We start from the raw sequence: 20622 nt of genomic DNA on the forward strand, positions 1-20622 counted from the left end.
GCCCGTTCAGTGTACCTGTTTAAGGGGCTGCTGTCATCCTTTGTTTTCAGCAACGCCCGGTGGCTGTTTTCAGGATGGCCCCGGTTTATTCCCGGGACCCTTCCTTGAGTTCCCGGCGCTTGTGGCTGGGAAGCATGGTGATTGCCTCCTCCAGGCCCTTGCCGGAGAAGACGATCAACCTATGGGCAATCCAGAATCCGTTTTCATCTTTTTGTTCCAAAAAGACCCGGGCGGGCTGGCCGACTTTGATATAGCGCCTGGGCACCCGGAACAGGACGGGATTGCCCTGGCCGTCCCTCTGGCCTTCATCCAGCCACAGGGATTTGATCTTGGTGATGGTGAAATCGCCAAGCTGAATCATGGTGCCGTTGTCATCGACTTCGGAAACGATGTCGACAAATGTCTGGTATTCGTCTCCGGTCTCCTCCCCCAGGGCCGGGCCGGCCAGGAGAAGGCCCAGGACGGATATGAAAATTATTTTTTTAATCCAGGTCATCTCTGTCCCCTTTATTTGAATTGTTGCTGCCAGGCTTTCAGCCGGGCCCCCATCCCTTTTTCGTTAAAGGGTATGGCGGTAACGGGCTGGCCGTCCGGGCTGCCGTTGGTGGTTCCCACAAATCCGACGGTATTGTAACGGACAATCTGTCCAGAGGGTTTTCCCGCTGCAACAAAATAGCCGACGGTTTCATGGATATTGCCGTCCTTATCCACCACCTGGTGCCCCTTGCCTTTGAACACCTCTTCTTCCTTGGGGGCACCGGTTTCCCAGTCCACGGCCATGATCCAGGTATCTCCGCTGCCTTCACAGACATCGTCATCGGGTATGAAGGTGGTGAATTTCACCGTGCCCGATGACACCGATGGCTGGCTGAGTACCCGCTCGCTGGCGGTGACACCGGAAGCCAGTTTAATGACCCAGGATTTTTTGTCGGGGTTGCAGACGCTGTTGATTCCGGGGTTGTCGCAGGTCAGGGTCCTGTACCGCCTCTGGTCCTTGGTGTCAATGACCCCGTCCTTGTTGATGTCGATCTTGTCCCCCTCTTGGTTTAGGGCGTATCCCTCAACAATATTGGCGGTGTAGGAGACCAGTTCCGGCCGGGTATAAGGGGAGGCTTTGGAAGCCCCGGGATCGAAGAGGCCGAAAAAGTATTGCTGGAATCCGGTGGATTTGTCCAACTGGGTTTCATATTGGCCGGTGCCGAAATAGATCCAGTAATCGGAACCGCCGGCATAGGCGGCGGCGGGTTTGGACAGCGCCGGGGTGCTGCGGTCTGTCTTTTTGGCGTCGAAAAACAATTGGGATACCGGCATCTGGTCGTAGCCGATGTCTTTTATCCGGTAGAGATTGCCGTATTGGTTTCCCACATAAACCCGGTCGGATATATAATCGTTGTTATGGGTATCCATGGCCAGGGGAATGCCGGCGCTGTCGTTTTTCAGTGTGGCGGCGGAGAGTTTGAGCCTGCTGGTTTTGTTGCCGCCGGCGTCCAGCCAGACCTTGTTCATGTTCCAGGCATCCACGGCAAAAAGATAGGCTTCCTTGTCGGCCTGGGCCGGGTCGGTCAAGGCGTTGCCGGAGCCGAAAAGGGTGGCCCAGCCGCTGCCGCCGGAACTGGTGTGGAGCCGGGTGGTTTCGGGCAGTGAGGTGGCTTTTCCCAGTTCAGGGTCGGTGAATTCCCAAAGGTATTCCGACCGGACCGGTACACTGGTGGAATCGATGATTTTATTGGGTGCGTTAAAGCTTTCCCCGAAGGTAATGTCTATGGCGAAAAAGGCACTTCCCCCCCTGCCCAGGCCGGTGGTGAGAATGGTCCGCCACCCCTTTGAGCCGGTATAAATGTCTGCGGGCCTCGGAGACCCGTCCAGGAGGAACCGGTGGCAGTATGTGGAAGAGCATCTGTCTGCTTTGGGGTTGGTCACGGCTTCGGCCAGCTTGACTCTCACCGCCCGGGGATAGAACCGCCATTTTTCCACCCCGTCGGAGAGGCTGAAGGCGTGGAGCGCACCGTCGTTGGCCGCAACATAGGCGGTCTCGTCCCGGTTCATGATGGCGCTGCTGTATTTAAAGGTGTCGAAATAGTCGTCAAACCTGTATTGGTAGGGCGGAAGACCGACGATGGCGGGTGAGGAATTGATGATATCCCCCATGGCCAGCTGGCAGGCGGATTTTTTGGCATCCGGGGAGAGGGTCGGATGGAACCCGGCCACACCGCTTGAGGAGGCATCATCATAAATGAACCAGTGATTGGTATTTGCCGGCATTACTGTTTCGGCGTTCCACAGGGCACTGGTTTCAAGCGCGCCGGTGAATTTATTGAATTTTGTGGCGGTGATGTTGCCGGTCCAGTCCGAGGCGTCAAAAGAGGAGGTCAGCAGGACGGCCCCGTTGTCCGTTGCCGTTGTGGCCGCAGGCGAGGCCCCGTGGAAGATCTGGGATTTCACATTGGAGACGATGTCATTCATGGCCTTGATGAAGTCCGTGCGGGTGGTGGCCATGAATGGAACGGTTTTGCCGCTGCTGTTCTTTTTGTGAAGGCTGTAGAGATAATCCGAATCACTGGCGTTGCCGGCTGTGGTCATCTTGTTTACAATCCGCTGCAGCTGGGTGGCGTCGGACAGGCCGAAGCCCACGGTGACCACACTGATTTCCTCTTTGATCAGGTCGTCCATGACCTTGTCTATGGTGGTGTTACTGGTATCCACGTTGCCGTATCCGTCGGTGATCAGAACGATGATCCTGGGCTGGCAGGAAAGTTTTGAATACAATTCCTTGTAGTGGCCGTCCTGCCGCAGACTTTTAAAATATTTCAGCCCGGCCCTGAGGGCGGGAACAAGGGGGGTGTTTCCCTTGGGATAACCGTCGTCGGCCTTGTCCTGGAGGGCATCCTGGTGGGCCTGGTCATGTTCGTGGACACCGACCCGGAAATTGGTGTAATCCTTTTTATAGGTATGGCCGTCCAGGCTGCTGCCGGTCCAGGTGGCAAAGCCCCAGGCAATACTCCGGTCTTCAAACACCTCTTCGATAACATCTTCGGCGATGTCTATCCGCCGCTGGTATTGGCCCCAGGCGATCTGCACCGAGGTTTTCATGCTGCCGGAGGTATCCAGCATCACCATGACCCCCGGATTGACCAGGCTTTCTGCGTAGAGGGGAATCTCCCCGCAGGAGGCTGTAGAGGGGGCCTCTTTGACCAGGAGGGTGACAGGAATCTTGACCGGGGCGTTTGAGGCGCTGCCGGTGATGGTCAACTCCGCATTGTGGATCCCGTCGGAAAGCCCGGTGGTATTGAAATTGACGGTCAGGGTATGGGTGTCGCCCGGCGCCAGGTCCGGTATGTCTGTATGGTCAACGGAGACCCAGGACTGGTTGCTGGATATCTTTGCGCCGGTGGAGGTGATGCCGGCAGCGGCGTTGGTAAGGGTGATATTTACCGGATCTGCATTATACCCTTCAAAGGTGGTGGGTCCCAGATTGGTGGGGGCCACGGCCCAGAAAGCGCCGCTGCAGTCGGCCTTGGGGTTGATGGTGGTCACCTTGCCCGGCACATCATCGTCCGTGGGGACGTCGCCGGAGTCGCTTGTGATATAAATGCCGTCTATCCGGGTGTAGCTTTCCCTCATGGCAAGCTTAAGGGTGTGCTCGCCGGCCGCGTCGATGTGGATGGTATTGTCCGACCCCACCTGGATGGTATTTTTCCAGACATAGGAGGTATAGGTGGGACCCAGGTTCCAGGCACTCCACGGTTCGCTGTCCACGGTAAAGAAGACGGAGTCGCTGTTGGAGTTGTTTCCCTTTCCCCTCACCCACATATAATAGGTGCCGGCCTGGGAGAAATAAACCGGATACTCTAAAATTTCATTGTAGGGTGTGACCCCGCCCCCACCGCTTTTGCCCGCGGCGATCACCTTGCCGCCGTTGGTTCCGGTCACCGAGATAATGGTAAACCGGTCGTGGTTGTTTGCGCCGGCATAGGTGTCATGGCGTGAAACGAAGTTTTCCGCTTCAATATAGGTGCCGTCGGGGATGATGGGGCAGAGGGCCATGGCCGTTCCCCAGGGGAACGCCAGGGCCGAAAACAGGATGCAAAAAAGATAAATAGAAAAAAATCGTGACATATGTTTCGTCATGGTTGCGTCCTTTAGATCAAGTTAATAAGATGTTCTATAAACCTTTTTAACCCGGGCGTCCACCTCGGTGGTACCGCCGGCGTTGCAGACCACCTCATAGGTGTAGTCCAGGTAGTTCTGGTCGAATCCCACGGCCTGGGTGTTTCCCTGGCCAATCACCCGATACCAGTAGGGAACGCCCGTCTGGCCGTCTTTGGTGGCCTGTTGGAAATCGTCGTTGAGCACCCCGTCGGTCCCGTTGCCGAAGTTTCGTACGATTTTATAGTAGACGTTATTTTCAAAATCCCGTTTCGTATCGCCGGATTTGAGGTTCAGGTTAATGGGGGGCGGGGTGGTGTCCCGGCCGTTCAGGTAGGGGCCGGCCTGCTGCCATCCGCTGTCCGCTCCCAGAAAGCGCACACGGGCTGTCTTTCCGTTACGGGCGATGCCCAGTTCAAAACCGGTGGTTTTGATGGCTGCCAGGCCGATAACGGTCAACAGGGACATGATGAGCAGGGTGGCAAGGAGTGCAAATCCCCCGGAATCGGCAAGCGGGGCTGCGGGGCCCCATTTCGGTTCGGTTTTCATTGGTACAGCTCCGTTTTCAGAAAGGTTATGGTCAGGCGTTTGGCCCTTTTGTCGCGGTAGTTTACGGTGAGGGTGATGCCTTTAACCCCTCTTTCGTCATCCTCGTCCGTGAGCCCGTCCCCGTCGTTGTTGAATCCGTCCTCGTTGCTCCATTCCGTGACGGTCCAGGTAACTGAACTTACATTGGCGGGCAGCTGGGGGCGGGGTGTGGGCAGTTCATTCAGGCTGTGGGGGTTGGATTTTGCCTCCCCGTCAAGGCTGTCATGGTCGTAGGGCAGGCTCAGGAGATGCTCGTAACAGTCCCCGGCAACGGTATCCGCAATGGTCAGGCGGTTGGCTGTGGCATTGCCCTCCACGCTGGAGATCTGCATGGTGCTCAGGGCCAGGATGCCGATGCTCAGCACCATCATGGCGATAAGGGCTTCGATGAGGGTGAAGCCGCTGTTGTCTTTTAAGGTATTCATGGGATTATAATCCTAGATTCCGGCAGCGGATGCTGGTGGTGAGCAGGCGGCGCCGGAAGTTGTCGTTGAATGGGCCCCAGGTCCGGTTGGAGGGCGGCGGCGCCGTGTAAACGGCCGTATTTGTAAATTCCCTGTCCGGCCGGCCGGCCCTGACCAGAATGGTAAATTGAACCCTGCGGATATCGGCGGCATTGCCGGTGATATTTCCGTCTTTATCCAGGTAGATGAATTCAACGTCCTGAATGTTTTTGGCAATGGCGGCGTCGGCTGCCGCCTGGGCGTCCACCTGGCGGCGAAATTCGCCCGTGGGGTTGTCAAGGGTATAATTGATGGTCTCTCCGGAGGCGGCACTGATCACTCCGTTTTCATCAACATCGGCGGTCATTTCGAGCCGCTGGGTCTCAAGGACCGATATTTTGAAATTGCCGCTGTCTGTGGGGTCATACCCGGCCATGCGGACGTCGGACGTCACCAGGGCCATGGCTGCCCGGATATTCTGCTGCATCTCCGCCACCTGATCCTGGGCATAATAGGACTTTTGCTGGGAGATATTGGCGGAGTAGGCGGCCATGAGGATGAAGCCGGAAATAACGATGGTGATCATCAGTTCGATCAGGGTGAATCCTGCATTGTTTTTCATAGCCAGGCCCCATTCTGCCATTTCCACATGCGTACAAAACCGCTGGCCTCTGCGCCCACGGCATAGGCAGTGTCCTGGTATCTGTTTTCCAGGTAGACATAGCCCTCGCCGCTGAGGCTCAGGCCCCTGGAATTCACCACCAGCACATTGTCGGGCCCGCTGAATTCCACGTAGTCCCCGGGCATGGTCCCCCCGTTCACCGGTGCATTTGCCTTGCCCTTTCCGAAACGGGCCTTGTTGTCAGGGGTGTTGAGGGTGATGGTGCGGACAATGGTGTTGTCTCCGGTGCCGTTCATATCGTTGGCGCCGTCCCACCGGCCGTCTGCACCCGGGGCCGAGCAGAGGTGGTACTGGTTGGTTGCGGCGTTGAAGACAACGGCGGCATCTGAATTATTCCTTACAGCCAGCAGCCTTGCGTCCTGGATGATGGAGTAAAGATCCCTTGCCGCAGACTTCAGGGCCATATTTGCCTGCCAGGGGCCCAAATTGGTCGCGGTCATGCCGACCATGATGGAAATGATGGCGATGACGATGATTAGTTCAAGTATTGTAAATCCGCCGGCGTTTCCAAGGGGGCCGGCTTCGTTTTTTTGTATTTTCATGGTTAACCCAATTATTGATGGTTTAAAATTTGAGTGGTGACGACGATCTTTAAAATATGATTTTAGGTAAAAATTTTCTCTTTTTTGATCAAATTATATAAAATATTCCATAAGAATGGCGCAAATTAATAGGGGATTGTAAAAGAAATGTCAACACCTTTTTTTAAAAAAATAAGATGTCTGTCCCCAAGGGAAACGGTTTAAAATCATTGGAAAAATCGAGAATCCTCCTGATTGCAGGCGGTCTTGGGACTTTACTTGGCCGGGACTTCTTTTCATTCCCGGAGCACTATGGTATAGGGATGAAATAACCATTTGACGGAAAACACAGATATGACAGACAGCGAGCTGGAAGGCAATAAGATTCTCTCCGCCCTGGTTGAGGCCAAGGTGCTGACCCCTGAACAGGCCAGGACGGCCATTCGGGTGCTGTCAAAGCTCTCCGGCGGAAATACCGTCATCGGCATTCTCAAAGAGCTGAACTACGTAACCGACAGCCAGCTCAAGGAGGTATTAAGGTCCAACCGCCTTTCCCTGCGCATCGGCGATCTGCTGGTCGAGTTCGGATACCTCTCCCCTGAAAAGCTTAAGGCGGCCCTGGATATCCAGGCCTCAAAACCGGGAAAGCAGCTGGGGCAGATCATCGTCGAGCACCAGTTCATGGGGGAGCAGGAGTTTTTGGAGGCCCTGTCGGTCCAGCTCGGGTTCCCCTTTGTCAACCTTTCCGTGGAAGAGCCGGATACGGCGCTGTTGAACCAGGCCCCCCTGAAATGGTGCCGGACCAACCACTTTCTTCCCTTTCGGAAGCGGGATGACAGGGTGGTGGTGGCCTTTGCCGACCCCTACAGCCGGAACAGCATCAGCAATGCCAAAAAAATATACGGGGAGAATATAGAGGCGGCCATCTGTTCGCCCGGGGCCATTGAACGCTACCTGGAAAAATTTGTCAGCGGCAGGCAGGCCGCCCAGGTCATTGATGAAAATACGGCCATGGGCATTGTGGATAAGGTGATCGGAGACGGTATTGAACAGGGGGCCAGCGACATTCACATCGAGCCCTTTAAGGAGCGCCTCCAGGTCCGGTTCAGGATCGACGGTATCCTGGTGTTTCACCGGGATCTCCCCCCGGAGTCCAAGGCCATGGTGACGGCCAGGATCAAGGTGATGAGCCGGGCCAACATTGCTGAAAAACGCCGGCACCAGGATGGCCGGATGAGTTTTGACCATAAGGGCAACACCTATGACCTGCGGGTCTCCTTTTACGCATCGGTGTTCGGGGAAAAGGTGGTGCTGAGGATTCTCAACCGCATCGACCAGATCATCCCCATTGAAGACATCGGCATGCAGCCCAGGATGCTGGACCATTATATAAGGGATGTGCTGGGGGTGCCCAGCGGGGTGTTGATTATCACAGGCCCCACCGGTTCGGGAAAGACCACCACCCTCTACTCCAGCATCAAGCACATTAAAAAGCCCGAACTGAGCATTATCACGGCGGAGGATCCCGTGGAGTATGTGGTGGAGGGGATTACCCAGTGCTCCATTGATCCGGATATCAACCTCACCTATGAAGAGACCCTGCGCCATGTGGTCCGCCAGGACCCCGATGTCATCGTCATCGGTGAGATCCGGGACAATTATTCTGCCGAAGTCGCGGTGCAGGCGGCCCTCACCGGCCACAAGGTATTGACCTCATTTCATACCGAAGACAGCATCTCCGGGCTCATCCGGCTGATGAACATGAACATCGAGGCTTTTCTGATCTCTTCCACGGTGGTCTGTGTCCTGTCCCAGCGCCTGCTTAGGCGGGTCTGCCGCCATTGCGCCCGTCCCCACAAACCCTCTCCCGGGGAATTGAAGATGCTCAATTTCATCCCCCAGGATATCGGCCGTTACGAGTTCAAAAAGGGGGAGGGGTGCCGGGCCTGCAATTACACCGGATATAAGGGGCGGGTGGCGGTATTTGAAATGCTGGTGCTCAATGAGCACGTCAGGGAAGCCATCCTCAACCACCGGTCCACCTTTGAAATCCGGAAAGTCAGCATGGAAACCACCAATCTGGTCACCCTGATGGAGGACGCCCTGGTCAAGGCCGCCGCCGGCATCACCACCCTGGATGAGATTTTCCGCTGTGTGCCCCGGCTCATTCCGCCCCGGCCCATCCATGAAATTCAGCGGCTGGCGGGGAGTTAATCATGGCCGAAAAAAAATCCATATTGGAAATCCTGAAGCAATACATCGAAGACCAGGAAAATTTTCCCGTTCTCAATCCGGATGCGGCACGGCTTCAGAATGAAATCCTGAAGCAGGAGCCCGACCTGGACGCGGTGAAAAAATTGATCCAGACCGATCCCACCCTGACCGGAGAAATCCTCAAAGTCGCCAACTCCTCATATTACCAGGGGCTGGGTGAGGTGGCCACCATCAAGGAGGCGGTCCTGCGCCTGGGCCGGGATGAACTGGTCAACATCATCATGCAGGTGCTGCTCAAGAAAAATTTCACCTCCGCCCTGCCGGCGGTGAAAGCCCGGCAGGTCAGGCTGTGGAACCATTCCGTGGCCTGCGCCTTTGCCGCCCGCTGGCTGGTTCGGCATTTGAACATGGAGACCATGCTGTCCAAAGCCTTTATTGCCGGCCTGCTCCATGATATCGGAAAGCTCTGTCTCCTGTCGGCCATCGAAAAGATAATGTCCTCCAAGACGGATAAGGTGCCCCTGACCCCTGAACTGATGGAAAGAATTCTGGACAGCCTCCATGAGGAACAGGGATATGCCCTGCTGACCCAGTGGAACCTGCCGGAACAATACTGCCGCATCGCCCGGGAGCACCACACTGAAAAGTATGATGAATCCGACAACCTGCTTGCGGTGGTTCGCCTGGCCGATATGGTGACCAACAAAATGTCCCGCAACGACCCCGGGGAGGACCTGGCCTTTATCATGGGGTCCAAGGAGGCGGATATCCTGGGCATCCGGGAAACCGGGGTGGCCCTCCTTGAGATCGCTTTGGAAGATGCCGGCCTGGCATCCAAAACGGCATAAATCCCAAAGGGCGTTAATGGGGCCGGATGGCCAGTACCCCGGCATGATCCCGGGCCAGCCGGTCCCTGTCCGTGAGGATCTTCCTGTATTGCCCGGTGATGAACATCTGGGCCTGGTCGTCGTAAAAGGGGCTCAGGGGACTGCCGGAGTTGCCGGTGGGGAGAATGCTCCAGGTGTTGTCCGGATCATTGCAGTCGATGAGCCGCCGGGTGGAGGGCAGGGAAGATACCCTGTAGTCGTGGCGTCCAACCTTTGATTTCAGTTTATTTATTGAGGTGAATTCCCCGGGGCTTGGAAAGGGGCCGATATTGAAAAGAAGGTTCATGGGCTTCTTTTTTCCGATGGCGTGGACGAATTCAATTTTATGGATGGCGCCCCAGTTCCATTGGTCCGGGGTGTTGCCGTATTTTTCCACCAGTTCATTCACCCCGTTTTTAAATCCGGCCAGGACAATCTCTTCATAGGTGCTGCCGGCCAGTCCTGATGTCCCGGCAATGGTTTGCCGGGTCCTGAAAAATTGTTTTAAAAAATTCCAATGGTCCACCTGGTTCAGGTAGGCCGTGAAGTTCTCCGTACCCATGGCAGGTTCCAGGGCCTGTTTGAGGATATGGTAGAGGGTGAACTGGAATACGGAACCGCCCCTGCTGTCCGTTTCCATGAATCCGTCCCACTCCTGAAGGGCCTCCAGTGCAAGGGCCTGTGGCCCGGAAAATTCCTTCTTTTTCAGTTCCAGAACCTTGATGGCGGCGTCGGCCATGGACCGGCCCGAGTGGAGCAGGGTGTCGGTCTGGATCTGTTTCAGCCCGTCCATATCCCATTTTTCCTGTCGGGAGAGGCGTTGGTATATCCGGGCGGCCCGGTCCGAGGGCCTGAAATAACCGGTAAGAATGCCCCCGGTCCCGACGGGTGCCATGGTGGACAGGTTGTTGGCCGTGATAATCATGCCGTTTTCCGGATTTTCCATCTGGGGATTTTGTTCAAAGGGGAGGAATCCGGCCCACTCGTCCCGGCCCGAGCCGCCGTCATGGATCTCTTTCCCGGTCATATGGGCCGGGCGGACGGGGAGCCTTCCGGCGGCCCACCAGCCGATATTCCCGCCGGCGTCGATATAGGAGATATTCAGCCCCGGTGCCGCCAGCCGGGAGAGGGCGGATCTGAATTCGGCCATGGTTTTTGCCCTGCCCATGTCAAAGGCCACATCCAGAATGGGATTCTCCATCTTGTGGTAGACCCATGAAAGGGAGACGGGGCGGCCGGTGTAACCGGGCAGAAAGTCCGAGATCACCGGGCCGTGGGGGGTGATCCGGATGGTCAGGGGCACATCGGCCCCTCCCTTGACTTTAATGGTTTCTTCAAGGGTCTCCACCTCTGCCCACTGCCCCTTGAATTGGACCCGGCCGGGATCGCCTGCGGCAAAGGTTTCGGCGTAGAGGTCCAGATCGTCATTCTCAAACATGGTAATGGCCCAGGCCTTGGTGCTGTTGTGGGCCAGCATGGGAAAGGGGAGCAGGGGCAGGTGGTAGCCGTAGTTATCATATCCGGGATAAGAGAGATGGGCCTCGTACCAGACCCCGGGATTGGCAATGCCGATGTGGGGATCGTTGGCCAGGAGGGCGTGGCCGTTTTTGCTCCTGGACGGGGCCAGGACCCAGGAGTTGCTGCCGGTAAAGGGCGGAGAGATGCCCAGGGCTTTTTCCTCCAGGGCCTGGAATGCCGGGGTGAATCCTTCAAAGGGGCCTGCACCGGCAGCCGGGCCCGGGGGAGAGAGGGGGGCGGATGCGGCGGCCAGGCCGTCCCGGGGCACCCCCTCCGGCTCCATTACCGTCACCCGGTTGTCCTGGGTATAATCGGGAAAAACCAGGTCCAGGTCTCTTTGGGTCAGGCGGGATGCCAGGATGGTATGCAAAGAATCCCGTTTGATGCCGTCGGCAAAGGAATAGGCCACATACCCCATCATGGAGACGGTGTCCAGCCGGGTAAAGTGCCTGGGCCTCGTGCCCAGCAGGGTGAATTCAACGGGCAGGGGGGCGGTGTCGATAAAATGGTTGATCCCGGCCAGAAACCTGTCCAGAAATGCCAGGGCCCGGGGATTGATATTTTGGCTGTGTGCCAGGTATGTCTCGGCCGTACGGCGCAGGAGCAGGGTTCGAAATTTTTTATCCACATCCACCAGTTTAGGCCCCAGTATCTCCGCCAGTTCCCCCCGGGCCAGGCGCCGCTGGAGTTCCATCTGGAACAGCCGGTCCTGGGCGGTGGCAAACCCTAATGCAAAATAGGCGTCTTCCCCGGAACGGGCCTGGATGTGGGGCACCCCCCACTGGTCCCTGACAATCCGGACGGCCTGGTTTACCTTGGGGGTGATCAGCTCCCCCTGGATTACGGGTTTGCGTCGGTCCAGATACAACCAGGCACCGCCTGCGGCAGCAATGGCAAGCACAAGAACAATCAGTCCGATGGGTTTGAGAAGAACAGTAATCCGCTTCATGGGGGCTCCTTTGGAGAATGAGGGAGGTTGAAAGGCTCCCGTCGGTTGTTGGGTTTTATTTTTTCCGGGGCGTCAGCACCAGTGTGTAGCGGCTGGCCCCTTTGATCTCTCCCAGGGTGAACAGGTCCGGATGGTACTGGCCGGCGGCATACATCCCGGTCTGGTCGCAGTAGTGGGGGCTGGCCGGAATGCCGCTGATGCCGGTGGGAATGACACTGAGGGAACGGTCCCAGTCCCCGGTGTGGTAGATGTGCCGGTGCGAGGCACCGTGGTTGATGACAAAGGGGTTGGAAAGCTTGTAGGCCATGGGGCAGACGGTGTGGAAACTGCCGCCTACGGGCCTGGCCTGGTCGTTCAGCCCCAGCAGCCGGTCCAGGAGTTTGACCTTGCCCAGGGGGTGTTTGAGGGCCAGCTGGTGGATCTCTCCCCAGGCCCAGTTCTCCGGGTTATCCCCGCAGGTTTCCCTGAGCCGGGCAACAGCGTCGCTGAAGCTTTGGCGGATAATATCCCCAAGGCGCTCTGTTTTGTCCCGGGTGTTAATGTCGTCGCAAAAGGCGGAGGCCTTTTTTAAAACGATATTCCGGGTCAGGTAGCGGTGGAGCATGGAGCTGGCCGCAAATTCCTTATAAAGCCCGGGGCCCAGTTCGTCCCGGACCAGCCCTTCCACCATGCCGGTGTACATGAGTTCAAACAGGGCCGCGGCCCCGCTGCTGCTGTCCACCACCCCATCCCAGTTCTGGAGCAGGTCCATGCCCTGTTTTTCAAGGGGGGAGAGCCGGTGGGTGTCGGGTGAGAGCATTTCCAGGAAAAAGGGGGTGAAGGTCTCTGCCATTTTTGATTTGAAATCGCTGTGGAGCCGTTTAAAATCATCAAGGGAGAGTTTTTCTTTGCTTCCCAGTACCTCCCTGATCCGGCCGATGCGGTAATTCAGGGCATACCAGCGGCTGATATAGTAGGGATAGCTGTCCGGCGCTGTTTTATTATTGGCCGATGAAACAAATCCCGAGGCGGGATTGTATACATGGGGCTGTTCTTCAAAGGGGACGACACCGGCCCAGTCATATTCGTCGGTGCGGCCCGGCACAATGCCCAGGCCGTCCCCTTTTTTACGGATGGGAATGCCGGCGCTGCAGTAAAGCCCGATGTTTCCATCCACGTCTGCATAATTGACGTTCTGGCTCACGGCCCTGAAGGTGCGCAGGGCGTATTTGAATTCTTCCCAGTTCCCTGCCCGGTTCAGGAGATACACGGTTTTCAGTTCATTGCTGGGGTCGTTTCCCAGCCACTTCATGGAGACCGGCCCGCCTTTCAGGTCCTTGAACCGGGACACCACAGGCCCCCGGTGGGTGAATTTCAGGGTTTCGGTCCGCTCTTTTCCCCCTTTGATCCGGATGGTTTCGGTCCGGGTGGTGAAGGGCCTGTACTCCCCGTTGAATTCGTAGCGGCCCGGATCCTCCGGGTGGAGGGTCTCCCGGTAGAAATCCATATCATCCACCATGACATTGGTCATGCCCCAGGCAATGCGCCGGTTGTGACCGCAGATCACAAAGGGCTGCCCCGGCAGGACCACGCCGGTGACGTCCACCCCGCCTGCGGCCTTCTGGTGCATCTGGTACCAGAGTCCGGGGGCGTTGAGGCCCAGGTGCATGTCATTGGCCAGTATGGGGCGGCCGGTGGCGCTCTTTTTTCCGGCTACGGCCCAGTTGTTGGATCCGGTGAAGATATTCAGGCCCATCTCTTCCAGGAGACGGTGCCGGTCCGCCAGCATGTTTTCCAGGTTGAGGCCGGTGTCTTTGTCCGCGTATGTCTCATATACGGCGGGCTGCCGGGCCAGATCGCCGGGCAGCATTTCCTTGAACTGCGCCCGGGAGACCTTTTGGGCGATTTTGTGGAGCACCGGTTCCGTGGAATTGGGCAGGGTCAGGTCCCAGGCCATGTAGCCCACCAGGTTGACCGAATGTTCCGGCTGCCAGGGTTCCGGCTCATATCCCAGGACGGTGAACTCCGGCGGCAGGCGGTCGCCCAGGGTCTTGATGTAATGGTTGACCCCGGCCGAAAATTGTTCCAGGGCCGATTTGATGGGCGGCTCGGTTTGTGCCAGAATCCGTTTTGACTTGTCCGGGATTCTTAAGGCCCGCATGAGCAGGTCGACCTCCACAAGGTCTTCCCCGAATATTTCAGCCAGCCGGCCCTGGGTGACCCGCCTCAGCAGGTCCATCTGCCAGAGCCGGTCCTGGGCCAGGGTATAGCCCACTGCAAAATAAAGATCCTCTTCATTTTCTGCCGTGATGTGGGGGACGGCATGGCGGTCCCGGTAAATGGTGACCTTTTGGCTCAGGCCTGCAACGGCTGCCGTCCCCTCATAATCCGGCAGGGAACGGGTGGACAGGTGATGGAGAAGATAACTGCCGCCGGCAATGGCCGTGAGGAGCACTGCGGCAAGACCGATGAGAATTTTTTTCAGCATATTGCCTCCTGGGCAGGAACAGCTGCGTGTAAAAGGGTTGCCGGCGCCTGGCCGTCAGCCGGGCGGGGGGCTAACGGATTGAGGCCGATTAATAATACGGATCCATGTGAATGGAAAATTCGCCCATGCCCTCGACCCCTTCCAGGAGTTCGGTGACTTTTTCGGCAATGGCCGCCTGCTGGTCTTCGGGTATTTTCATGCCCACCTTTAATTTCCCCTCTTTGACCCGGACCGAGGCCGTGGGAAAGTCGAACAGGGCCTTGGCAGCCATGGCGGCCAGGGCGGCGTCGGCCAGCTCGGATCTGGACTGCTCGGTTTCCTGGAACAGGGGCAGTTGTGCCGCGTCGGCAATGATGTTCACGGCATCGTCTTCTGAAAGATGGCCGATGCGGATGACAAGATTGTACAATGAGGAGTCAAACAGGTCGATATCGTATAGGAACATGGCCCATTTGCGACGTTCTTCGTCATCTTTTTTCAGCAGCAGCCGGGCCTGGTCCGCCGTGGTGCCGGACCGCTCCATCTCCGCCTGGATCCGGCTGTCTATATCGGCCACGATTCTGACTTTCAGCACATGGGAAATGCTTTTGATATAGTGGTGGCCGCTGAGGCCGTGGTATACGATGTCCCCGGCCATGAACTGCCTGAGCAGGGCGGCCCGCACGGCCGAAATATACCGTTTTTTGCCGTTGGGGAACCGGTCCAGCAGGGAAAAGGCGTCGTGGAGCCCCCGTTTGAGCTTGATTTCAGGCATGTGGAATTCTTCCAGGCTGTCAATGATCTGCCCCCTGGATATACAGGTATACTTCAGTTTTGCGGCCAGTTTTTCAGCAATGGATTTTCCGTAGCGGTAACTGCCTCGGGAGATGGTGATAATGGCCATGGCACACTCCTTTCAAAATAGGGAAACTGCTTTAAGCCAAGAAAAAAGATAACGCTTTATTTTGCATACCACTTTTGGGGTCAATTGTAAAAAATATTAAAATAGCGGCGGGCAGTGACCGCCCCGGCGGTTGTGATCTCTTCTGAACCATATCCGGAATCTATATCGTCATGGTGTTTATCTGTTTGAATTCCAGATGTTTACCATTCCTCCATATCAGTGTAGACTATAGATTCATCCCTTCCTTTGTTAATGCTGTAAAGGAGTATGCCATGTATGTTCAGGACGTGATGGATACGAAATTCCGCTGCCTGCATCCCGGGCAGAGCATTGCCCAAGCCGTGGCCGAATTCAGGGCTGCGGGAGAGGAAATGAAAAAGAAAATTTTCGGCATGATGGTCATTGACGACGGGGACCGGCTGGCGGGCATGGTCTCCATGTACGATATCCTGCTTTTCATCCGGCCCAAGCATATCCGCATCCTGGGAGAGATGGAGGATATTGACCTGGACCGGATCTTTGACGGGATCAATAAACGGATTCAGAACATCCGGGTGGAGGATCTCATGTCAACGGAGCTTACGACGGTCCGGCCGGATACCCACCTGTTCATGGCTATGGACATCATGGTGAGAAAGCACCTGAGGCGGGTGCCCGTGGTGGACGGGGAGCGGGTGGTGGGGATGCTTTACCGGGGGGATCTTTTTAACCGGCTCATGGACAGGCTGATTCTGGAATGGGAGGTCTGAGGATGCCGATCTACAGGGAACGCAGCGTATTGTCCGGAATGACCGTGGCCAGCGCCATGCAGAAGTCCGTCGTCAGCACGGGGCCGGATACCCCGGTGGACCGGTGCGTCCGGATGATGATCAAGTCCAAAGCCGATGCCGTCCTGGTGGCCGGTGCCGGCGGAGACGCCCTGGGCGTGGTGTCCAAAACCGATGTCATGGGGGCCTTTTATGCCGGCCTGCCCGTGGACATCCGGGCCGGGGATATGATGATGGGGCCGGTGCAGACCTGCGGGCCGGAGGAAAAAATTCACCGGGTGCTGGACCGCATGAAACGCCGGTCCATCCACCAGGTCTTTGTGAAAGATGCCGGCAGCGGCGAAACCATCGGGAAACTGGAATATTCCGATATCGTCGGGCTGCTGTACCGGTATTGCCGGAACTGCGCAAAAAGCCGGCGCCGTCCAAGGGAGATCGAATCACTGCGCCTGCCCCGGCTGAATGTGGCGTCGGTGATGACCACCGGCATTGATGTATGCAGGGAGGACGACAGCCTCTATGCTGTGATGGACCTGCTCTCCCAGGGCAATATCAAGGCGGTGCCCGTTGTGGACCGTGCCGATGCCGCCCTGGGGCTGATTTCAAAAACAGACCTGGTGCTGGCCTATGCCAGGGGGGTGTCGCCGGACCGGCCGGCACGGGAGATGATGAATGCGCCTCTGATTTCCTGCGGCCCCGAAGAACAGCTGGCCCGTGCCATATTGAAGATGTTTTTTGCCGATATCGGCCATCTGTTTGTTGCCGCCGGGGAATCCGGAAAAATTGTGGGGGTGCTTTCCCTCTCCGATGCCGCCCGGTTCAGATCAGGCACCTGCCGGGCCTGCAGTGCCGGGCGGCTGGTGTAGGGGACTGAAACAGGGCCCGGCTTTCCAGGCCTGTTTCAGATGGCGCCTATCGCAGCGTGTTGGTGGATTCGATAATCTTGTTTGTCCCGGCGATATCGCCCATGGCCATGATGTGGATGCCGTCGGCATGGCCGATGATTTCCTTTATAAAATCGCAGGCGATGTCAATGCCCGAAGCCCCCTGGTTTTCCATGCGGTCGATGATATGGTCCGGCACGTCTATGCCCTCTACGTTCTGGGTCATGAATTTGGCCATTTTCACGCTTTTCAGGGGCATGATGCCCACCAGAACGGGCTTGCCCAAAGATTTGGCGTCCTTGAGGAACTCAATGGTCCTTTCGGCATCGTAGACCACCTGGGTCTGGAAGAAGTCTGCGCCGGCGTCGATTTTTTTTTGCATCCGTTCCAGTTCCGCTTCCCGCTTTTTGGCAATGGGCATGGCCGTGCAGGAGACGGTGAAATCCGTATTGCCGCCGAATTCCTTATCGTTATAGTCCAGGCCCGAATTCATTTTTTTGATCAGCCGTACCAGGTCAAAGGTATTGTAATCGTAAACCGCCTTGGAGGGATAGGGGCCGTGCTTGGGGGGATCGCCGGTGGTCACCAGGATGTGGCGAATCCCCAGGGCATGGGCGCCGAGCAGGTCGGCCTGGGTGCCCAGAAGGCTGCGGTCCCGGCAGGTGAAATGGGGGACGGCGTCAATGCCCAGGCCGCTCTGGATGAGGCTTCCCATGGAAACGGCGCTGATCCGCAGGTTTCCCATGGGGCAGTCATGGATGTTAATGGCGTCCAGGGGCAGATACCCCCTGGCTTTTTCCAGGGACGCCCCGGTGTCCACGCCTTTGACAGGTCCAAGCTCAGTGGTGATGATAAACTTTTTGCCGAATTTTCCGGACAGGGCCATACCGGTCTCCTCTTTCCAGGGTTGACGGTTTTATTTTTCGGATTCGCCCGGATTCATCTGTATTGGGAGGCCCGGGCGAAAATATGAATGGGTAGTCTATACTTTATGCCCGCGGCGGTCAAGCATCCGGTTGACCGCCTCCAGATACTCGGTGTTCATGCAGGGCTTGGAGATATGCCCGGCCAAGGTGTCCTTCCGTGTCAGGGGCTTGAGGGATTCCAGGAATTCGATATTGCCCGAAACAAATAGGATGGGCGTTTTGGCATCGGATTCCCGGATATGGGTATATACATCCATGCCGTTGCCGTTGCCGGCCAGGATATAGTCCAGGCTGACCAGGTCGTATGGATTTGTATCAAAAAGGGCGACGGCCTCTGCCACACTATCGGCCGTGTCCACCTTGTGGCGGCAGGGGGCCTGGGTGAGGATGGTTTTTTGGACACCTGAAATGGCGGGCTCGTCCTCCACCAGGAGGATCTGTTTGCTTGTGTGAATGAGGCCCTGTTTGACGGTTTGTTTTTCCTGCCGGCTCAGCTTTTTCCGTATGACGGGGAAGGAGAGGGTGAAGACCGTACCTTTATCCAGCTGTGATGACACGGTGATCCTGCCCTTGTGCTGGCGGACATATTTTTTCACATTGGCCATGCCGTATCCCGTTCCCCGGATCTCACTGCCGTAGAGATTCAGCTTGTCCCGGCTGCCCTTGAGGGTGAAGGAGGGTTCATAGATCCGGTCCAGGTGTTCCGCGGGGATCCCGCATCCGTTGTCCCGGATCTCAATGAAGATCTGGTCTTCTTTGCACCAGGTCTGGACGACGATCTCGGGCGCGTCTGTTTTACTCAGGGCATGGACGGCATTAATGAGCAGGTTGACCAGGGCGTGTTCGATCATGCCCGGGTCTGCCAGGAGTTCGGGCGTCCCCGCCTCATCCTTTCGGACCACCCGGATGCCGTCCAGGTCTTTTTTGAGCAGGTTCAGGACCAGATCGATTTTATCTTTGATGTTGAAAAAATCCTGTTTGGGATCCTGGCTTTTGGCAAAAGCCACCAGGTTCCGGGTGAGGTTTTTGCCCCTCTGGGTCTGCTGGAAGATGAGTGACAGCCGTTTTTTTATCTTTTCATCGCTGCAGTGGCGCAGGGAGAGTTCTGCGTTGCCCATGACAATGCCCAGGATATTGTTGAAGTCATGGGCGATTTTTCCGGCCACCTGGCCCACCAGGGCCAGCTGTTTCTGTTCGCCGGCCACCTTCTGGGCGCTTATTTTTTCCTCCTCGGCCCGGCGGCTTTCGGTGATGTCCCTCATTTCCGTGACGCGGACCGTCCTGCCCCGGTAGGGGATGTTCTGGGCGTGGATCCGCAGGGGATAGATGGTGCCGTCTTTGCGGACCCCTTCCACTTCATAGGGGCGGTCGGATTCGGTATATACCTTTTTCAGTGTCTGGTTACGAAAATCCGGGGCAATGAGGGCCATGCCGTTCATGCCGATGAGTTCTTCCCTGTCATAGCCGGTGAGCTGGGAAAGTCCCTGGTTGCAGTCCAGGATGATGCCGCCGTCATGGATGGCAATACCGCCGAAGGAGGCATTGTGCAGGGTGCGGAACCGTTCCTCGCTGTCCCTGAGCGCCTTTTCCGTTTTCCGGCGTTCCCTGATTTCCTGGGAGAGCTGCTGGTTGACGATTTCAAGGGTCTGGGTCCGGTCCTTTACCTTTTTGTCTAGGGCGGCGTAGCTTTCTTTCAGTTTTTGGGAAAGGGTGTTGAATCCCATGGCCAGGTCGGAGATTTCGTCGTTTCCCCGGGTGTAAATGGGGGGGATTTTAGAATAATCGGACTCCCCTGCGGCGCGGTCAAAGTGGCCGGATATGGTGGCCAGCCGGTTGATGACCAGGTGTTTAATCACCATGACGATGGAAACGAAAAAGATCAGAAGCCCCATGAGACTGGCGATAAATGTGGTGCCCATTTCCTTCCAGAACTGTTGTGAAATGCGGGTTAATGGGATGGCCACCATGTCCATGCCGATGACCCGGCCCATGGGCCGGTTGAATCCGGCAGCAGGTCCGTATTTTTCTATGATGGAGGCCGGCGCGTCTGCGGGATCCCCGTGGCAGAGGGCGCAGGAGGTTTCCATCCGCCTGGCGTTGAATTTGGCCATATAGGGCTTGCCCTGGATGGTGATTGTGCCTTCCCAGCGTTTCAGGTCCGGGGTCTGGTTGAAAAGCGTTATGATTTCCATCTCTTCCGGGCCGGCCTGGTTGATGGGGTTTCTGGGATTATCCGAGGAAAATTTGATGATATAGTCGGGAAATTCCGTTCTCACATCTTCAAAAATGGACCGGGCCGCATAGGAGGTGGACATGGCCTCCAGGATGAAGTCATCCTCGCCGATGAGGTCGTAAAGCACCGGCCGGATGTGGTTTCCCACATAGCTTCTGATGGCCAGGTCGAATTTAAGGGCCATGGCGGCCTGTTCGCCGATGACCTCGTAGGTCCGGTTCCGGGTCTGGGTATATGCGGCATAGAATAAAAGGAGCGAAAATAATATGGCGATGCTGCCGATGGCTGCCAAAAGCTTTGAGGTAATACTTTTCACCCAACTTCCTCCGGGGCTGTGTCCGTCCAGTTTTCTGCTTGTGGATTTTCCAGTTATATTGGGGCCATCATAACGGGACGGGGGGAAATCGTCAAATATGAAATGACAGGGCCCGGAGGCGGGCTGTACGGAAAACATGGACCCTGGCCGCCCAAGCGGCCAGGCCGGAAACCGTGTTGTGCCGATCCCCGGCCGGCCGCTTTGCGGTGCTGTGTCAAG

General features: G+C 56.8%; 15 protein-coding genes. 4 read left to right on the forward strand and 11 right to left on the reverse strand.

All coding sequences use genetic code 11. The annotated features are described in order from the left end of the window. Positions 1-85: 85 nt before the first annotated feature. From HUN04_15155 to HUN04_15180, 6 genes are read right to left on the reverse strand one after another with little or no spacing between them, the layout of a single operon-like run. A complete protein-coding gene (locus HUN04_15155; GenBank protein WDP90959.1) occupies positions 86-496 on the reverse strand; it encodes a hypothetical protein in 411 nt (136 codons plus the stop codon). 11 nt (positions 497-507) lie between these two features. Continuing rightward, the gene (locus HUN04_15160) at positions 508-4128 is read right to left on the reverse strand and encodes a VWA domain-containing protein (protein WDP90960.1); all 3621 of its coding nucleotides are present in this window, start codon (positions 4126-4128) and stop codon (positions 508-510) included. Between the two features lie 21 nt (positions 4129-4149). Continuing rightward, complete coding sequence (locus HUN04_15165; GenBank protein ID WDP90961.1) at positions 4150-4695, reverse strand: pilus assembly PilX N-terminal domain-containing protein; 546 nt, start codon at positions 4693-4695, stop codon at positions 4150-4152. Continuing rightward, positions 4692-5159 carry a prepilin-type N-terminal cleavage/methylation domain-containing protein gene (locus HUN04_15170; protein WDP90962.1) on the reverse strand — a complete coding sequence of 156 codons (468 nt, stop codon included), beginning with the start codon at positions 5157-5159 and terminating at the stop codon, positions 4692-4694. The genes HUN04_15165 and HUN04_15170 overlap by 4 nt, the downstream gene beginning before the upstream one ends. 4 nt (positions 5160-5163) lie before the next feature. Beyond that, positions 5164-5805, reverse strand: a complete 642-nt coding sequence (locus HUN04_15175) for a prepilin-type N-terminal cleavage/methylation domain-containing protein (GenBank protein ID WDP93304.1) — start codon at positions 5803-5805, stop codon at positions 5164-5166. After that, entirely contained in the window at positions 5796-6347 is a 552-nt protein-coding gene (locus HUN04_15180) for a prepilin-type cleavage/methylation domain-containing protein (GenBank protein WDP93305.1), read from the reverse strand. The genes HUN04_15175 and HUN04_15180 overlap by 10 nt, the downstream gene beginning before the upstream one ends. Before the next feature lie 387 nt (positions 6348-6734). Between HUN04_15180 and tadA the strand changes: the two genes are divergently transcribed. After that, positions 6735-8594, forward strand: a complete 1860-nt coding sequence (tadA, locus tag HUN04_15185) for a Flp pilus assembly complex ATPase component TadA (protein ID WDP90963.1) — start codon at positions 6735-6737, stop codon at positions 8592-8594. Between the two features lie 2 nt (positions 8595-8596). Then, positions 8597-9442 (forward strand): HDOD domain-containing protein, encoded by an 846-nt coding sequence (locus tag HUN04_15190; protein WDP90964.1) that lies wholly within the window; start codon positions 8597-8599, stop codon positions 9440-9442. Positions 9443-9455: 13 nt separating this feature from the next. On the opposite strand, the gene HUN04_15195 is transcribed toward HUN04_15190, so the two are convergent. The 3 genes from HUN04_15195 to HUN04_15205 form a co-directional block, all read right to left on the reverse strand. Beyond that, a complete protein-coding gene (locus HUN04_15195; protein WDP90965.1) occupies positions 9456-11927 on the reverse strand; it encodes a penicillin acylase family protein in 2472 nt (823 codons plus the stop codon). 55 nt (positions 11928-11982) lie between these two features. Continuing rightward, positions 11983-14394, reverse strand: coding sequence for a penicillin acylase family protein (locus tag HUN04_15200; protein ID WDP90966.1), 2412 nt, complete (start codon positions 14392-14394; stop codon positions 11983-11985). 88 nt (positions 14395-14482) lie between these two features. Next, positions 14483-15277 carry a cytidylate kinase-like family protein gene (locus HUN04_15205; GenBank protein ID WDP90967.1) on the reverse strand — a complete coding sequence of 265 codons (795 nt, stop codon included), beginning with the start codon at positions 15275-15277 and terminating at the stop codon, positions 14483-14485. A gap of 272 nt (positions 15278-15549) precedes the next feature. Between HUN04_15205 and HUN04_15210 the strand changes: the two genes are divergently transcribed. Beyond that, positions 15550-16026 carry a CBS domain-containing protein gene (locus HUN04_15210; GenBank protein WDP90968.1) on the forward strand — a complete coding sequence of 159 codons (477 nt, stop codon included), beginning with the start codon at positions 15550-15552 and terminating at the stop codon, positions 16024-16026. 2 nt (positions 16027-16028) lie between these two features. Next, positions 16029-16910 carry a CBS domain-containing protein gene (locus HUN04_15215; GenBank protein WDP90969.1) on the forward strand — a complete coding sequence of 294 codons (882 nt, stop codon included), beginning with the start codon at positions 16029-16031 and terminating at the stop codon, positions 16908-16910. A gap of 46 nt (positions 16911-16956) precedes the next feature. Here the strand turns inward: HUN04_15215 and HUN04_15220 are convergent, their stop codons facing one another. Both HUN04_15220 and HUN04_15225 read right to left on the reverse strand, forming a co-directional pair. Beyond that, positions 16957-17814, reverse strand: a complete 858-nt coding sequence (locus tag HUN04_15220) for a methylenetetrahydrofolate reductase (GenBank protein WDP90970.1) — start codon at positions 17812-17814, stop codon at positions 16957-16959. A 96-nt stretch (positions 17815-17910) separates the two neighbouring features. After that, the gene (locus HUN04_15225; GenBank protein ID WDP90971.1) at positions 17911-20403 is read right to left on the reverse strand and encodes a DUF3365 domain-containing protein; all 2493 of its coding nucleotides are present in this window, start codon (positions 20401-20403) and stop codon (positions 17911-17913) included. Between the last annotated feature and the right edge of the window lie 219 nt (positions 20404-20622).

This window comes from Desulfobacter sp., from assembly GCA_028768525.1.
In the GTDB taxonomy this organism is placed as follows: domain Bacteria; phylum Desulfobacterota; class Desulfobacteria; order Desulfobacterales; family Desulfobacteraceae; genus Desulfobacter.